Here is a 15774-nt window from a genome sequence, read left to right as displayed (position 1 = left end):
ACGTGGGCTCGGCCGGATGGATGTTGGGTTCGCGCACGCGAACCCAACCTACGATGCCGATCCGTCCCTGCCCCATCCTCAGCTCTTGCTGGCGGTGTTGGCCTCGCCGACGATCTTCTTCACGGCGGCGCCGTAGCGGGCCATCGCCTCCTCCGGCGTGGCGTTGCCGGAGACCACGGCCTCGGTCATGCGCTGCAGCTCGGCCGACACCTTCTCGTAGTTCGGGTCGTTCGGCCGTGCCGTGGTGATCGGCAGCAGCGCCTTGGCGGTGTCCTGCAGGAAGGTCGAGTTCGGCACCGGCACGTCGTCGCGGATGCGGATCCGCTCCGAGAAGCCTTGATAGGCGGTCAGCGCCGGCCGGCTGTTCATGAAGGCCAGCAGCGCCCAGGCCTGCTTCGGGTTCTGGGTGTTCGGGTTCAGCACGAAGCCGGTGCCGCCGGAGATGGTGACGAAGTCGCGCCCGTCCAGCCCGCGGCCGGCGGCCTCGGCCGGGATCTTGGCCCAGCCCATGGTCTGGTCGCGGTCGGCGACGGCGAATTCGCTGCCCGGCGCGGTGACCGAGCGGTAGAACCAGTCGCCCTCGACCAGCATCGCCGTCTTGCCGTCACGGAAATTGGCGAAGCTGCGGTTGCGGCCGTCGGCCAGCAGCTGGGCCCGCTGGTCGCCCAGCTTCTCGTCGACATAGACGGTCTTGTACAGCTTCAGCGCCGCCAGGATCGCCGGGCTCGCGGTGATCCACTTGCCGTCCTTGTCCTGCAGCGCCTCGCCGGCGCCGAGGATCAGGGGGTAATAGCCCTGCATGGTGGTGGCCTCACCCATCGAGACCCCGGCGTTGATCTGCAGCGGGAAGCTGTCCGGATCGGCCTTCTTCAGCGCCCGCGCGGTGGCCAGGACATCGTCCCAGCTGGCCGGCTGCCAGCCTTCGGCCTTCAGCCCGGCCTTCGTAAGCAGGTCGCGGCGGTAGAAGATGACGCGGACATCGGTGCCCTCGGCCAGGCCGAAGCGCTTGCCCTGGTAGGACATCAGCGCCTGGGCGCCGGCCGAGATGTGCGGCCAGCCGTCCCAGCCATCGACCTCGGAGCCGGCGATCTCGTTCAGGGGCTTCAGCAGGCCGCCCTCGACGAAGCTGGGGATCAGGAAGCCGTCGAAGCCGGAGACGTCGGCGCCGGCGCCGGTGGAGAAGTCGAGCGCCAGCTGCTGCGTCAACTGCTCGTCGGTGCCGCCGAACTCCTTCAGCGTCACGGTCGAGCCGGCGCCGGCCGGGGTCTTGGCGAATTCGGGGATGACCCAGGTCTTGATCCAGGTCGCCAGCTCGGCGTTCACGCCGCCCTCGACGCAGCGGCAGACGATGGACAGGTCGGCGGCCTGCGCCGGCGCACCCCAGGACAGGGTCGCGAGCAGGCCGGCGGTGAGAATTCCCAGGCGATGTGCGGTCATGCGCTGTGGCCTCCCATGGCGGCGCATCCTTCAGGCGGGATGCGGCTTCGAGCAGAAGTGAACACGCTTTCAGTTTTCCGTCAATCGCGATCGTTTCGGTCTCTGAACATCGCCGCACTCCGCCCGAGGATCGTTGGAATGCGAGGGATCCTGCCAAACTTCCGCGCAACCATGCTTGACAGCCCCATGCCGTCTGCCCAGTGTGGATGAAAGCGATTTCAGTCGGTTGAGGCGCAGGTGGCACGAGAGGACCAGAGACAATCCATCGCCGAGATCGTGGCGGACCGGGCCAAGGTGTCGCGCGCCGCGGTCTCGCGGGCGTTCAACCCGAAGGCGCCGCTGCGGGCCGACAAGCGCGAGCTGGTGCTGCGCATCGCCGAGGAGATGAACTACGTCCCCAACATGGCCGGCCGGGCGCTGGCCACGCAGCGGTCGCATCTGGTCGGGGTGATCGTGCCGCATGTCTGCAGCCCGTGGGAGAGCCTCGAGATCGACGCGCTGACCACGGCGCTGCAGGACCGCGGCTTCGCCACGCTGCTGTTCAAGACCCGGATAGACCGCAGCCTGGACCCGAAGCTGCTGTCCTACATGCGGGCCTACAACCCGGACAGCGTGGTGGTGTTCACCGAGAACGTGCCGCCCGACCAGTTGCACCGCGCCTTCGACCAGGCGGTGCCGGTCTATGTCGACTATCCGAACGAGGCCACCGACCCCGGCCCGCCGCCGGAATCGGGGATGCACCGCTTCGACTGCCTGCGGGTGCTGCAGCGCGACGGCATCGAGCAGGCGGTGGCCCTTCTGTCCGGCTTCGGCCGCCGGCGCTTCGCCTATCTGGCCGGCAACCCCAAGGCCCAGGCCAACACGGCGCGGCTGCGCACGCTGCAGCAGGTGCTGGCGGCGCGCGGCCTGCCGCCGGCCGCGGTGGTCGAGGGCGATTTCAGCTATCAGCGCGGCCATGACGCCACCATCGAGCTGTTCCGCGGCGGGCCCGGCGCCGAGGCGGTGTTCGCCGCCAACGACGTCAGCGCCTTCGGCGCGCTCGACGCGCTGCGCCACGCCCTGGGGCGGAAGGTGCCGGAGGAGGTCAGCGTCGTCGGCTTCGACGACATCGACCAGGCCGCCTGGCGCAGCTACGACCTCACCACAATCAAGATCGACGTCGAGGAGCGGGTGGCCGCGCTGGTGCGGCTGATCCTGCAGCGCCTGCAGAATCGCGGCGCCCCGCCGCTGGTCGAGACGATCCGCACCAAGCTGGTCGTCCGCAGCACTGTGGGTTGACCCATCACGCCATCATGGATGAGACGATGACCGGCCGGACGATCCACCTCGTCTTCAAGACGCATCTCGACATCGGCTTCACCCAGCTGGCCGAGACGGTGCGGCGGGAATACCACGAGGTGTTCATCCCGCGCGCGATCGACACCGGCGAGCATTTCTTCGCCGAGGACCCGGCGCAGCGCATGTTCGTCTGGACCACCGGCGCCTGGCTGATCTGGGACCATCTGGAGACCCAGCCGCGCGACCAGGTGCGGCGGCTGGAGCGGGCGATCGAGCGCGGGCTGATCCGCTGGCACGGCCTGCCCTTCACCACCCACACCGAGCTGATGTCGCCGGCGCTGTTCCGCGCCGGCCTGTCCTACGCCCAGGCGCTGGACCGCCGCTTCGGCACCAGCACCATCGCCGCCAAGATGACCGACGTGCCCGGCCACCCGCTGGGCATCGTGCCGATCCTGGCCGAGGCCGGCATCCGCTTCCTGCATATCGGCGTCAACTCGGCCTCGACCCTGCCGGAGGTGCCGCCGCTGTTCCGCTGGCGCGCGCCGTCGGGCGAGGAGGTGCTGGTGGCCTATCAGAGCAGCTACGGCGCCACCTTCTTCCCCGAGGGGATGGACCAGGGCCTGAGCTTCGCCCACACCTCGGACAATGTCGGGCCGCAGGGCATCTCGGCGGCGGCGGAATGCCATCGCGAGCTGCGGGCGGCGAATCCCGGCACCGCGATCCGGGCCTCGACCCTGGACGATTTCGCCGCGGCGGTCTGGCCGGAGCGCGAGCGCTTGCCGGTGGTCGACCGCGAGATCGGCGACAGCTGGATCCATGGCAGCGCCAGCGATCCGGAGAAGACCGCGCGGTTCCTGGCGCTGCAGCGGGTCTATGACCGTTTCGCCGTGGAGGGGCTGGACGACCGCCGCCTCGCCTTCGGCCGGCGCCTGGCGATGGTCGCCGAGCACACCTGCGGCGTCGATGTGAAGACCTTCCTGCGCGACGAGGCGGCGTGGGACCGGCCGGAATTCGAGGCGGCGCGGCGCCTCGACCCGCGCTTCCGCTTCGCCGAGAGCTCCTGGGCCGAGCAGCGCTTCTATCTCGATGCGGCCGTGGACGCGCTGTCCCCGGCCGACCGCCCGGCGGCGGAGCAGGCCCTGGCCGAGCTGCGGCCGGGCGACCCGGTCGCGGCGGACGCGCCGGCGGCTGGAATCGTCGAGATTCGGGCCGGCCAGTGGCGGCTGGGCGTCGACGGCACGACCGGGGCCATCGCCAGGCTCACCGCCCCGGACGGCCGGATGCTGGAGGGGATCGGCGGCAGCCTGATCGCCTATGCCTACGAGAGCTATGACGCGGCCGACGTCGCCGCCTATATGCAGGTCTACCTGACGCAGCGGATCGAATGGGCGCTGCTCGACCACGGCAAGCCGGGGCTGGAGCGGGCGCGGACCGCGCGCTCCGCCGCCTGGCGGCCGCGCTTGGCCGGGCTGGCGCGGGACGGATCGGGGGCGACGCTGCTGCTGGATCTGCCGGCGGAGGCGCATGCGGTGTTCGGTGCCCCGCGCCGGGCGGAGCTGCGGATCGCGGCGGCCGGCGACGGCCTTGAGCTCGTGCTTGTGCTGCGCGACAAGCCGGCGAACCGAATGCCGGAGGCCAGCTTCCTGGGCTTCACCCCGGCCGGAATCGAGGGCTGGGACTACCGCAAGATGGGGCTGTGGCAGCCGGCCGACCGCATCACGCCCAGGGGCGGCGGCCAGCTGCAGGCCGTGTCCGGCATCCGCGGCCGGCTGGCGGAGGGCGGCACCGCCCTGCTCCAGTCGCCCGATGCGCCGCTGGCGGCGCCGGCCGCCTCGCCCTTCATGCCCTTCGCCCCCGGCCTGCCGGATTTCTCCGGCGGCGTGCGGATCAACCTGCACAACAACAAATGGGGCACCAACTTCCCGATGTGGTGCGAGGGCACGCTGCAGTTCCGCTTCCGGCTGCGGTTGACCGGCCGCGGCTGAGGCCGGTCACCGCGGCCCTCGCTCCGCCCGAGTGCTGTCGCGCACGGCCCGCCCGACCTGGTCGCGGTGGACGCCCATATCGGCGAGCAGGTGGTCGCTGAGCGCCAGCAGCATCCCGGTGTCCCGCCGGAGCCGCAGCTGATGCCGGACCCAGGCGATGCTGCGGGCGGCGGCCGTCGCCAGGATCGTCGGCCGGGGGGCCGGTGCCCGCGACTCGCGGGATGAAATGATCGTGGTCATCGCCGAATCTCCTTGGATGTCGATCCCGACGATGGCTCGGTCGGGCGGGGGATCGCTGTCACCGGCGTCACACTAGATCCAGGGCCGATTTTCGTGTTAGCGCCACTCCGCCGATTTATGTGTTCGAGTCGCCAAGCCTCTGGCGCCATTGGCCGGAGTTCTGTATCCGAGTCGCCATGACCCATCCGGACAATCTGATCCATCCCGATCTCGACCGGCCGGCGGCGGAGGACTATCCGGCCCCCGTCCTCACCTTCGCCGGCGAGGTCGAGGCCGGGCTGCACTTCCAGGCGCACAGCCACCGCTGGGCCCAGCTGTTCCACATCGTCTCCGGCTCGGTGACGGTCGAGACCGGGCGCGGCAGCTTCGTGGTGCCGCCGGAGCGGGCGCTGTGGATCCCGCCGGACGTGCCGCACGCCGTCACCTATCTGCAGCGCTCGGCGCTGCGCTACCTGTTCCTGCGGCCCGAGGCGGTGCGCCACCTGCCGCGCGACCCGTCGGTGATCCGGCTGTCGCCGCTGCTGCGCGAGCTGGTGCTGACGCTGCTGGGCTATCCGCGCGACGCCGCGACCGGCGGCCCCGCGGGGCGGATCGTCGGCGTCATCCTCGACCAGCTGGTGACCGAGCCGATCGCGCCGCTGCACCTGCCGATGCCGCAATCCGCCCGGCTGCGGCGCGCCGTGGCCGAGCTGGCGGCCGATCCGGCCCGGACCGACGACTTGGCCGAGGTGGCACGACGGGCGGCGCTGTCGGAGCGGTCCTTCGAACGGCACTTCCGGTCCGAGACCGGCCTCAGCTTCCGCGCCTGGCGGCGCCAGGCCCGGCTGCTGAAGGCGGTGGAATGGCTGTCGCTCGGCGCCCCGGTCGGCGAGGTCTCCGACCGCCTCGGCTATGAGGGGCCGAGCGCCTTCGTCGCCGGCTTCCGCAAGGCCTTCGGCGTCACCCCCGGCCGCTATTTCGCCGCGGAGGACTGAGCCGGCGGGCCGATCGATGTTTCGCTCGTAGCGGACTCCCTGTTGGCAGGTCGTCCCGGAAGTCGCTACGACTCCGGCATGACGACAGAATTTCTGCCGAGGATGGGGAGATCGTCCATGCGTGCTTCACTCGCCGGTCTCGTCGCCCTTCTGGCGGTTGCGGCCGTCGCCGGCCCGGCCCGCGCGCAGGCCGACGACTGCGACAGCGCCCAGGGCCAGGCGGATCTGAACGAATGCTACGGCAAGGCGTTCAAGACCTCGGATGCCGAGCTGAACAAGCTCTACAAGGAGATCCAGGGCCGGCTGAAGGACGATCCGGACACGACCAGGCTGCTGGTGGCCACGCAGCGCGCCTGGGTGTCCTTCCGCGACGCCGAATGCGACTTCCAGGCCTCCGCCGTCGCGGGCGGCACCGCCGCGCCGATGATCCACGCGATGTGCCTGGACGGCCAGACCAAGAGCCGGATCGAGGACTTCAAGGCCTATCTCAACTGCGAGGAAGGCGACATGAGCTGCCCGGTCCCGGCGGCGAACTGAGGGTCTGATCCATGGCCGGAACGCCCCTCACCGGCGGCTGCCAATGCGGCCGGGTGCGCTACGAGCTCACCGGGCCGCCGCTCGGCCTGTATGTCTGCCACTGCCGCGAATGCCGGAAGCAGTCGGCCTCGGCCTTCGGGATCTCGGCATTCTTCCGCAGCGCCGATCTTCGCCTGCTCGGCGGCGAGCTCAGCCGCTGGTCGCGGCCGGCGAAATCGGGGTGGCCGATCGTCTCCTTCTTCTGCCCGACCTGCGGATCGCGCCTCTGGGACGGCGACAAGGACCGGGAGGACGAGATCTGCATCAAGGGCGGCTCCCTCGACGAGCCGCTCGATCTCAGCGACGCCGTCCACATCTGGACCAGCCGGGCCTTGCCCGGCGTGATCATCCCCACGCACGCCCGGCAATGGCCGGAGGATCCGGATTAGGCGCGAGGCGAAGGTTACCGCAGCAGCTTGAGCGCGCCGGTCAGCGACTTGACCCATTTCGACGGGCCGGCGAGGCCCAGCCCGTCGATCGCCTCCTCGCCCAGGTCACGGCCTGGGAAGGCGGCCTCGTACTCGGCATAGGCGTGCAGCGACCGGGCGAAGGCCGGGAAGGGCACCACCGCCCGCTCGCCCGGCTGGGCCAGCGCCTTCAGCAGCAGCGCCCGGATCGCCGCCGCATCGGCCTGCAGTACCGGCACCGGCTGGTTCGAGCTGATGTCGATGGTGCGGTCGTGGCGGTCGGTCAGCTGCCGTGCCGCCAGGGCCGGCAGCCGGGCCCCCAGCCCGATGGCGATGGCGCCGGCGGTGTTGGCGATCAGCCCGAGCGGCAGGCCGGGGTTCACGACGATGGCGAGGCGGAGATCCTGGGTCATGGCGGCCTTCGATGCGGTCTGCGCGGCAGGATACATCGCGTCGGCTGGTCGATCCTGCCTATCCTTGCGTCGTCTATCTAGGTTTCTGGTAGGATCTACCGAGAAGTATTCTCTTAAAGGCAGATCATGCTCGAACCGGTCGATCTCCGCATCCTCGCCGCCCTGCAGCAGGACGGCCGGCTGACCAACCAGGCGCTGTCGGCCGAGGTCGGGCTGTCGACCTCGCCCTGCTGGCGCCGGGTCCGCCAGCTGGAGGAGGACGGCGTCATCCAGGGCTATGCGGCGCTGCTGGACCGGCGGCGGATCGGCCTCGGCGTGCTCGCGTTCATCCGGGTCAGGATCGACAGCCACAGCGAGGCGGAGGCGGAGGAGTTTTCCGAGAGCGTCCGGCAGCTGCCCGAGGTGGTCGCCTGCTACAGCATTGCCGGCGATTCGGACTTCCTGCTGCAGGTCGTCGCCCCCGACCTGGACAGCTATGCCGACTTCGCCATGGCGGTGGTGCGCCGCCTGCCCGGGATCAAGGAGATGCAGACCATGTTCGTGCTGAAGGAGATCAAGCCGTTCAGGGGCTTCCCGCTCGACAAGGCTTGAGGCGTCAGGGCTGGCGCAGCACCACGACGGCGTAGGTGCAGGGGCGATCGCTTTCGTTCCGGAAGATGCAGTCGACGGGTGGGCCGAGCTCGAGGCAGTCGCCCGCCTGCATCTCGTGCCGCACCGCGCCCTCGACGAACACCAGCGCGCCCTCCAGCACCCAGATCAGCTGGCGCTGGAAGGCATAGGCCGAGGCCGGCATCGGCACCTCGCGCCCGGCCGGCAGCTCGATCCGCACGAGGTCGAGCGGCAGGTCGGTGCGCGGCGACACGTGCCGGCGCAGATATCCGGTCTGCGGGTCGGTCCACACCGGCTGGTCGGCCCGTCGCGACAGCCGGCCCTGCTGCATCTCGGCCCGCGCCATCAGCGCCGACATGCTGAGGCCGAAGGCGCCGGACAGTTTGCCGAGCAGATTGGCCGTCGGGCTGCTCTCGCCGCGCTCGACCTTGAACACCATGGCGCGGGAGACGGCGGCGCGCACGGCCAGGTCGGAGAGGGACCAGCCGCGGCTCTCCCGCTCGATCCGGATGCGGGCGCCGATGCGCCGGTCGATGCCGTCTGGGCCCACCATGCGTGCTACTATAGTGGACTATATGAGCAATGCGTATCACTAAAATGGACAAAGCCGGGGGTCAGTCCTATCTACGGACTGTCCATTGTCGTGAGGGTGAGATGCGCATTCGCGACGCCGAGGCCGGCGACATCGCCGGCATCCTGGAGATCTACAACGACGCCGTGGCCCACACGACCGCGATCTGGAACGAGTCCGTGGTCGATGCGGCGAACCGCGCCGCCTGGCTGGCGGAGCGGCGGCGCCTCGGCTATCCGGTGCTGGTGGCGGTCGACGATGACGGCCGGGTGGCGGGATACGCCTCCTTCGGCGACTGGCGCGCCTGGCACGGCTATCGCCACACCGTCGAGCATTCGGTCTATGTCCACCGCGACCGGCGCGGCGGCGGGATCGGCAAGGCGCTGATGCTGGAGCTGATCGTCCGGGCGAAGGCCCTGGGCAAGCACGTCATGGTCGCCGGCATCGAGGCGGGCAACGCCGGCTCGATCCGGCTGCATGAGAGCCTCGGCTTCGAGCCCGCGGGGGTGATGCGCGAGGTGGGGACAAAATTCGGCCGGTGGCTCGACCTGGCCTTCCTGCAGCTGCGGCTCGACGGCCGCGCCGGTCCGGAGGGCCGGGCCTGATGGGCGCCGCCGCCACGGTCGCGCTGCTGGCCACGGCCGGGCTGTGCCTGGTGCTGCAGAACCTGCTGATGGTGCGGATCACGCTGTCGGCCTCGACCGTGCTGGTCGCGCTGGTGATCAACTCCGCCGTCGGGCTGACGCTGCTCTTGTCCCTGCTGCTGCTCCGCAACGGCACGGGCGGCGTGGCCGAGGCGGTGTCGGCCCTGCGCCCCTGGGCGTTCCTGCCGGGGCTGCTCGGCTCGTTCTTCGTCTTCGCCGGGATCCTCGGCTACCAGCGGCTGGGGGCGGCGCCCACCATCGCCATCCTGGTGGCGAGCCAGCTGGTGGCCGGGCTGGCGGCGGACCAGCTGAAGCCCGGCGCCCAAACCCTCTCGGCCCAGCGGCTGCCGGTCCTCGGCGCGATCCTGCTGGTGGTGGGGGCCGTCCTGATCGCCCGGCGGGGCGTCTGACCGCTCAGGCTCCCGGCCGGCCGAGCCAACCTTCGCGGTCGATCACCGAATCGACCGCGCGGGAAATCTCCGTCGGGCCCTTGCCCTGGGCCCGCAGCTCGGAGCGCAGCAGGCCGAGCCGGGCGAGGCGGACGCCCCAGTCGCGATGGATCAGCCGCTCGGCGGCGAGGCGCAGCCGGCCGGCCAGGCGCGGGCTCTGCCCGCCGGTCGAGATCGCCACCACCAGGTCGCCGCGGCGGACGATCGCCGGCAGGTGGAAGTCGCACAAAGCCGTGCGGTCCTCGACATTGACCAGCAGGCCGAGGCGGCGGGCGAGGAGGGCGAGGTTGGCGGCGCGGCCCTCGTCCAGATCGGCCACCAGCAGCAGCCGCTGGGCGCCAAGATCGGTTGCGGTCGGCAGGCGCCGCCGCAGCCGGTCGCCGGCGGCGAGCACGAGATCGGGCGACGGCGCGTCCGAGAACACGGCGACGGTGAAGCCGCCCTCGTCCAGCTGGGCCAGGCGGTGCACCGCCTTGTCGCCGGCGCCGACCAGGGCGACCGGCACCGCCTCGGGGCACAGGGAAATCGGCAGCATCAGAGCGCCTTCCCGCCGGGCAGCAGCGTGGCGAGCTTGTCGATGCCCTGGCGATGGCACCAGTCGCCGAAGCCCTCGCCCGGCTGCCGGTCCTGCGCGAAGGCGCCCAGCAGCGGGTCCAGCGTGTCGGCGATCGCCGCCTCGGGCACCTTCTCGGTCAGCTTGGCGTTCAGCCGGGTGCCCTCGAAATCGCCGCCGACGAACAGGGCGAAGGTGCCGGGGGTGCGGCCGACCAGGCCGATATCGCCGGCATAGGGGCGGGCGCAGCCGTTGGGGCAGCCGGTGATGCGGATGCTGATCCGCTCCTCGATCAGCCCGTGCTTGCGCAGCACGGCCTCGACCGAATCGATCAGCGGCTCGCGGATGCGCTCGGCCTCCGACAGGGCCAGGCCGCAGGTCGGCAGGGCCGGGCAGGCCAGGGCCCAGCGGCGGACGGCGGTCAGGTCCTCGGCGAAGACCACGCCGTGGCTGCGCAGATGCGCCTCGATCTCGTCGCGCTCATTCGCCGCGATGTCGGCGATCAGGATGTCCTGCTGCGGCGTCAGCACCGCCGGCTTGGCCCAGTTCTCGAACAGGGTGCGCAGGGCGGTGCGCAGGCGGATCTGCGGCCCGTCCTGGATCCGGCCGCTGGCGACCGGCAGGCCCAGCCAGAAGCGGCCATCGCCCTGCTCGTGCCAGCCGAGATGGTCGGGCACCTGGAACGGCGCGTGCGGCAGCGGGTCGGCCAGGACCCGGCCGAACTGGCGCTCCAGCTCCTTGCGGGTCCAGTCCAGGCCCATGTCGTCGAGCACGTATTTCAGCCGGGCGCGCTTGCGGTCGGCGCGGTTGCCGTGGTCGCGGTACAGGCGGATCACCGCCTCGGCGCCCTGCAGCAGCTCGCCCGGACCGACCGAGGCGATCGGCGAGCCCATGCGGGCATAGGTGCCGGGCTTGGTGTGGGTCAGGCCGTGGCCGCCGCCGAGATTGAGGTTGTAGCCGAGCAGATGGTCGCCCTCGAACACGGCGAGGATGCCGAGGTCGTGGGTCAGGATGTCGACCGTGTTGTCCTCGGGCACGGCCAGGCCGATCTTGAACTTCCGCGGCAGGTAGGTCGTGCCGTACAGCGGCTCGTCGACTGATTCGGCCGGCGCCTGGCTCTCCTCGTCGAGGAACAGCTCGTAATAGGCCCGGCTCTTCGGCAGCAGCCGCGTCGACAGGAAGCGGGCATCCGCCTCCAGCCGGCCATGCACCGCGTCGCGGATCGGCGCCGGGGTGGTCATGACGTTGCGCACCACGTCGCCGCAGGCGGACATGGTGGTCAGCATCGAGTGGTTGATGTCGGCAATCGTGGCCTTCAGGTTTCCCTTCACGACGCCGTGGAATTGGATGCCCTGGCGCGTGGTAATCCGCACCGATCCGTTGGCATACCTGTCGGCGATGGCGTCCATCGCGAGATACTGGTCGGCCGTGATCCGCCCGCCCGGGATGCGGGCGCGGACCATGAACTGGTATTCCTTCTCCAGCCCCTGCTTCTTCCGCGCGGTCGCGGTGTCACGGTCGTACTGCTCATAACTACCGTGGAATTTCAGCAGGTTATAGCTTTCCTCGGTGACCGAGATGCCGGGCGTGGCAAGGTCGGCGGCGATGCCACCGCGCAGGAATCGGCTCTGTTCCTTCACGCCTTCGACGGCGGAAAGCTTGGGCGGGGCCGCGGGAGCGGCGGTCGGATCGGCGGACATCGGCGGCGGCGTTCTATCCACAATTGATGGTTGACATTAGTCTCCGGATTCACACACAGTCAACCCGCAAATGCGCTCTATTTTACAGTAAAGTAGGAGCAATTGCCGAGCATGAGCACCCGATGTCCGCCTCTGCCGCTGCCACTTCGCAGCTCGATCAGGAGCTGATCGCCGCCGATTTCGCCGGGCTGGACGGGTGTGCGCTGATCGAAAAGGTGCTGGCGGATCCCAGGCTCGGGCGGGTCGCGCTGGTGTCGTCCTTCGGGGCCGAATCGGCGGTGCTGCTGGCCCTGGTGGCGGAGGTCGCGCCGGCCACGCCGGTCGTCTTCCTCGACACGCTGCGGCATTTCGGCGAGACTCTGCGCTACCGCGACCGGCTGGTCGCGCAGCTCGGACTTGAGGATGTGCGCTCGGTCAGGCCTGACCCCGCTGAGATCGCCAGACGAGACCCCGACCTGCTGCTGTTCCAGCGTGACCCGGACGCGTGCTGCGCGCTGCGCAAGGTCGAGCCGCTGGAGCGGGCGCTGTCCGGCTTCGGCGGCTGGATCACCGGCCGCAAACGGTTCCAGGCGCTCACCCGTGCCGACCTGCCGGCGGTCGAATGGGCGGCCGATGAGGGCCGCTTCAAGATCAACCCGCTGGCCGGCTGGTCGCCCGACCGGATCGCCGCGGAGTTCGAGGGCCGGGGACTGGCCCGCCATCCGCTGGAGGCCGACGGCTTCCTGTCGATCGGCTGCATGCCCTGTACCGAACGGGTCGCGCAGGGCGCAGACCCGCGCTCCGGCCGTTGGTCTGGCCAAGACAAGACCGAATGCGGTATCCACCGCCCCGCCGATCCCTCCCCAGTCACGTTCCTTTAGGCCATGAATCATCTCGACGAACTCGAAGCGGAGAGCATCACCATCCTCCGCGAGGCCTTCGCCCGCATCGATCGGCTGGCGCTGCTGTGGTCCATCGGCAAGGACTCCACCTTGATCCTGTGGCTGCTGCGCAAGGCGTTCTTCGGGCATATCCCGTTCCCGCTGATCCAGCTCGAGACCCATATGGAGCTGCCGGAGGTCTATGAGTTCCGCGACAAGCTGGTGCGCGACTGGAACCTGCCGCTGATCATCGAGGACTGCCCGCCGGAGGAGGACATGGACCCGACCCTCGCGGCCGGCGGCCGGGCGGCGGCGCGCAAGACCGAGGGGCTGAAGGCGGTGGTCCACCGCGAGGGTTTCGAGGGCATCATCGTCGGCATCCGCCGCGACGAGCAGGGCACGCGGGCGAAGGAGCGGGTGTTCAGCCCGCGCAGCTTCGAGGGCGCCTGGGACGTGGCCGACCAGCCGGCCGAATTCTGGGGCCAGTACAAGACCCGGTTCGAGCCCGGCACCCATGTCCGGATCCACCCGATCCTGAAATGGACCGAGATCGACGTCTGGCGCTACACCCACCGCGAGGGCATCCCGATCGTGCCGCTGTACCTGGCCAGGGACGGGCTGCGCTACCGCTCGCTGGGCGAGAAGAACATCACCCTGCCGGTGGCCAGCGACGCCGACACGATCGAGGCGATCATCGCCGAGCTCGAGACCACCAAGGTCTCCGAACGCTCCGGCCGCATCATCGACAACGAGACCGAGGACGGCTTTGAGCGTCTCCGCAGCGCGGGATACATGTAGGATGGACGGCATCGTGGCCCTGCACCCGGCGCTGGCCGCCGCCCGCACCCTGCGCGTCGTCATCGCCGGCCATGTCGACCATGGCAAGTCGACCCTGATCGGCCGCCTGCTGCACGACACCGGCGCGCTCGGCCCCGAGCGGGTCACGGCGGTCGAGGCGATGAGCAAGAAGCGCGGCATGCCGTTCGAATGGTCGTTCCTGATCGACGCGCTGCAGTCCGAGCGCGACCAGGGCATCACCATCGATACGGCCGAGGTGCAGTTCCGCACCCCGCGCCGGCGCTATGTGCTGATCGACGCGCCGGGCCATGCCGAGTTCCTCAAGAACATGGTCTCCGGCGCCGCCGGGGCCGATGCGGCGCTGCTGCTGGTCGATGCCCGCGAGGGCACGCTGGAGCAGTCGCGCCGCCACGCCCTGATCCTCGGCCTGCTCGGCATCACCCAGGTGGTGGTGGCGATCAACAAGATGGACCTGGTGGAATACGACCAGGCCCGGTTCCAGGCGGTGGTCGACGAGATCTCGGCCTATCTGAACAGCGTCGGCATCACCCCCGTGGTGGTGGTGCCGCTGGCCGCCCGGCATGGCGAGAACATCGTCACCCGCTCGGCGCTGATGCCCTGGCATGACGGGCCGTCGCTGGTCGAGGCTCTGGACGGGCTCGAGGCGGCGCCGTCGGCGACCGACCAGCCGCTGCGCCTGCCGGTGCAGGATGTCTACAAATTCGACGAGCGGCGCATCGTGTCGGGGCGGATCGAGAGCGGCGCGCTCGCGGTCGGCCAGACCCTGCGCTTCGCCCCCTCGGGCAAGGTCGCGCGCATCGCCACGATCGAGAGCTGGCCGGCGGCGGAGATCACCTCGGCCCGCGCCGGCCAGGCGGTCGGGCTGACGCTCGACCCGCCGGTCTTCGTCGAGCGCGGCCAGATCGCGACTCTGGTCGAGCAGGCGCCGGCCACCGCGACCCGGCTGAAGCTGCGCCTGTTCTGGCTGGCGCGTGAGCCGCTGCGCCCCGGCGCCCGGCTGACGCTGCGACTGGCCGCCGCCGAGCACACGGTGACGGTGGAGCGCATCGCCCATGTGGTCGAGGTGCACACGCTCGAGACCCGGACGGCGGAGCTGGTGCGGCGCAACGAGACGGCGGAGATCGAGGTGGTCGGCCGCACCGCCATGGCCTTCGACCGCCATGCCGATCTGCCCGGCACCGGCCGCGGCGTGCTGGTCGACGGCTACGACGTGGTGGGCGGCGTCACCATCCTCGACGCCACCGGCGACAGCCGGCTGCTGTTCCCGACCGAGCGGCGGGTCGATGCCGCCGCCCGGCGCATCGCCAACGGCCATGGCGGCGGGGTGGTCTGGCTGACCGGCCTGTCCGGCGCCGGCAAGTCGACCCTGGCCACGGCGCTGGAATCCCGCCTGTTCGCCCGCGGCTGGCAGGCGACGGTGCTGGACGGCGATTCGCTGCGCACCGGCCTCGGCCGCGACCTTGGCTTCTCGACCGAGGACCGGGCCGAGAATGTCCGCCGCGCGGCCGAGGTGGCGCGGCTGTTTGCCGAGGCCGGGCTGATCGCGATCGTGGCGCTGATCTCGCCCGAGCGCTGGCACCGCGCTTTGGCCGGCGACGTGATCGGCGACGGCTTCCGCGAGATCTTCGTCAAGGCCGACCTGGCGATCTGCGAGCAGCGCGACCCCAAGGGCCTCTACGCCAAGGCGCGCCGCGGCGAGATCCAGGGCTTCACCGGGGTCTCGGCGCCCTATGAGGCGCCGGAGACGCCGGACCTGACGATCGACACCGGCGCAATGCCGGTGGACGCCGCGATCGACCTGCTGGAGTCCTTCGCCATCACCAGCTTCGCCGGCTCGGCCAAGCGGGCTGGAGAAGACGCCGATCCGTCGATCTGAGGAGGTCCCGTCCACCCATTTCTGTCATGCCCGGGCTCACATGGGGAGTTTGGTGTCAAGCGGGTGAAGAGGCTACGGCATGGTGTGTCGCCCTGGTTGAGAGGATTAGGGAGTCCGGAAGGCAGGCCTGAGCCGTGTTGGGGAGACGCGGCCGGCGGTGCGGCCAGGTCCAACTCACATACGGTTGCCCGTTGGAGGGCAGTACCATGATCCCGCTTGCGTCGGGGGAGGCTCAGGGGACGGCACCATTCTTGACCTCGGCCCTTGGCGGGCGCCATGTCCGGGATCGGTCCGTCCACCTGCTTCCGCGAGGACTGATCAGGTCCTCGGGATGGTGTGGATCAGGCGGCCTTGAGGATGGCGCCGTCGATGACGACGCCGGC

Annotated in this window: 17 protein-coding genes; 11 read left to right on the top strand and 6 right to left on the bottom strand. The window is 70.4% G+C overall.

The window, feature by feature from the left end; translation table 11 throughout:
- Positions 1-78 precede the first annotated feature (78 nt).
- Entirely contained in the window at positions 79-1437 is a 1359-nt protein-coding gene (locus ACTOWL_RS25345; protein WP_441324068.1) for an extracellular solute-binding protein, read from the bottom strand.
- Positions 1438-1674: 237 nt separating this feature from the next.
- Between ACTOWL_RS25345 and ACTOWL_RS25340 the strand changes: the two genes are divergently transcribed.
- Together ACTOWL_RS25340 and ACTOWL_RS25335 are read left to right on the top strand one after the other, a co-directional pair.
- Positions 1675-2715: a LacI family DNA-binding transcriptional regulator gene (locus tag ACTOWL_RS25340; protein WP_441324067.1), complete on the top strand. Its 1041-nt coding sequence runs from the start codon at positions 1675-1677 to the stop codon at positions 2713-2715.
- Positions 2716-2741: 26 nt separating this feature from the next.
- Positions 2742-4700, top strand: a complete 1959-nt coding sequence (locus tag ACTOWL_RS25335) for a DUF5054 domain-containing protein (protein ID WP_441324066.1) — start codon at positions 2742-2744, stop codon at positions 4698-4700.
- 6 nt (positions 4701-4706) lie between these two features.
- On the opposite strand, the gene ACTOWL_RS25330 is transcribed toward ACTOWL_RS25335, so the two are convergent.
- On the bottom strand, positions 4707-4940 hold the full coding sequence (locus ACTOWL_RS25330) for a hypothetical protein (protein WP_441324065.1): 234 nt from the start codon (positions 4938-4940) through the stop codon (positions 4707-4709).
- 176 nt (positions 4941-5116) lie between these two features.
- Between ACTOWL_RS25330 and ACTOWL_RS25325 the strand changes: the two genes are divergently transcribed.
- From ACTOWL_RS25325 to ACTOWL_RS25315, 3 genes are all read left to right on the top strand, one after another.
- The gene (locus ACTOWL_RS25325; RefSeq protein WP_441324064.1) at positions 5117-5914 is read left to right on the top strand and encodes an AraC family transcriptional regulator; all 798 of its coding nucleotides are present in this window, start codon (positions 5117-5119) and stop codon (positions 5912-5914) included.
- A 117-nt stretch (positions 5915-6031) separates the two neighbouring features.
- Entirely contained in the window at positions 6032-6451 is a 420-nt protein-coding gene (locus ACTOWL_RS25320; protein WP_441324063.1) for a lysozyme inhibitor LprI family protein, read from the top strand.
- Between the two features lie 11 nt (positions 6452-6462).
- On the top strand, positions 6463-6879 hold the full coding sequence (locus ACTOWL_RS25315) for a GFA family protein (protein ID WP_441324062.1): 417 nt from the start codon (positions 6463-6465) through the stop codon (positions 6877-6879).
- Positions 6880-6893: 14 nt separating this feature from the next.
- Here the strand turns inward: ACTOWL_RS25315 and ACTOWL_RS25310 are convergent, their stop codons facing one another.
- Positions 6894-7310, bottom strand: a complete 417-nt coding sequence (locus tag ACTOWL_RS25310) for a DUF2000 domain-containing protein (RefSeq protein ID WP_441324061.1) — start codon at positions 7308-7310, stop codon at positions 6894-6896.
- A gap of 126 nt (positions 7311-7436) precedes the next feature.
- Between ACTOWL_RS25310 and ACTOWL_RS25305 the strand changes: the two genes are divergently transcribed.
- Complete coding sequence (locus ACTOWL_RS25305; RefSeq protein WP_441324060.1) at positions 7437-7901, top strand: Lrp/AsnC family transcriptional regulator; 465 nt, start codon at positions 7437-7439, stop codon at positions 7899-7901.
- 4 nt (positions 7902-7905) lie between these two features.
- On the opposite strand, the gene ACTOWL_RS25300 is transcribed toward ACTOWL_RS25305, so the two are convergent.
- Positions 7906-8472: a helix-turn-helix domain-containing protein gene (locus ACTOWL_RS25300; RefSeq protein ID WP_441324059.1), complete on the bottom strand. Its 567-nt coding sequence runs from the start codon at positions 8470-8472 to the stop codon at positions 7906-7908.
- A gap of 101 nt (positions 8473-8573) precedes the next feature.
- Between ACTOWL_RS25300 and ACTOWL_RS25295 the strand changes: the two genes are divergently transcribed.
- Together ACTOWL_RS25295 and ACTOWL_RS25290 are read left to right on the top strand one after the other, a co-directional pair.
- Positions 8574-9095 carry a GNAT family N-acetyltransferase gene (locus ACTOWL_RS25295; protein WP_441324058.1) on the top strand — a complete coding sequence of 174 codons (522 nt, stop codon included), beginning with the start codon at positions 8574-8576 and terminating at the stop codon, positions 9093-9095.
- Entirely contained in the window at positions 9095-9544 is a 450-nt protein-coding gene (locus ACTOWL_RS25290) for a DMT family transporter (protein ID WP_441324057.1), read from the top strand. Before ACTOWL_RS25295 ends, ACTOWL_RS25290 begins: the two co-directional genes overlap by 1 nt.
- Positions 9545-9548: 4 nt before the next feature.
- On the opposite strand, the gene ACTOWL_RS25285 is transcribed toward ACTOWL_RS25290, so the two are convergent.
- Positions 9549-10118 (bottom strand): precorrin-2 dehydrogenase/sirohydrochlorin ferrochelatase family protein, encoded by a 570-nt coding sequence (locus ACTOWL_RS25285; protein ID WP_441324056.1) that lies wholly within the window; start codon positions 10116-10118, stop codon positions 9549-9551.
- The gene (locus tag ACTOWL_RS25280) at positions 10118-11836 is read right to left on the bottom strand and encodes an NADPH-dependent assimilatory sulfite reductase hemoprotein subunit (RefSeq protein WP_441324055.1); all 1719 of its coding nucleotides are present in this window, start codon (positions 11834-11836) and stop codon (positions 10118-10120) included. Before ACTOWL_RS25280 ends, ACTOWL_RS25285 begins: the two co-directional genes overlap by 1 nt.
- A 122-nt stretch (positions 11837-11958) precedes the next feature.
- Here ACTOWL_RS25280 and ACTOWL_RS25275 point away from each other — a divergent pair, with 122 nt between their 5' ends.
- The 3 genes from ACTOWL_RS25275 to cysC are packed head-to-tail and all read left to right on the top strand — an operon-like array spanning position 11959 to position 15391.
- On the top strand, positions 11959-12696 hold the full coding sequence (locus ACTOWL_RS25275; protein ID WP_441324054.1) for a phosphoadenylyl-sulfate reductase: 738 nt from the start codon (positions 11959-11961) through the stop codon (positions 12694-12696).
- Positions 12697-12699: 3 nt separating this feature from the next.
- Positions 12700-13494 (top strand): sulfate adenylyltransferase subunit CysD, encoded by a 795-nt coding sequence (cysD, locus tag ACTOWL_RS25270; protein ID WP_441324053.1) that lies wholly within the window; start codon positions 12700-12702, stop codon positions 13492-13494.
- A 1-nt stretch (position 13495) separates the two neighbouring features.
- Complete coding sequence (gene cysC / locus ACTOWL_RS25265; RefSeq protein ID WP_441324052.1) at positions 13496-15391, top strand: adenylyl-sulfate kinase; 1896 nt, start codon at positions 13496-13498, stop codon at positions 15389-15391.
- The last annotated feature ends 383 nt before the right edge of the window (positions 15392-15774 follow it).

Source organism: Inquilinus sp. CA228, from assembly GCF_052078665.1.
Taxonomy (GTDB): Bacteria; Pseudomonadota; Alphaproteobacteria; order DSM-16000; family Inquilinaceae; genus Inquilinus.
Note: the sequence above shows the minus strand (reverse complement) of the source record. Positions and strands in the feature narration are given on the sequence as shown.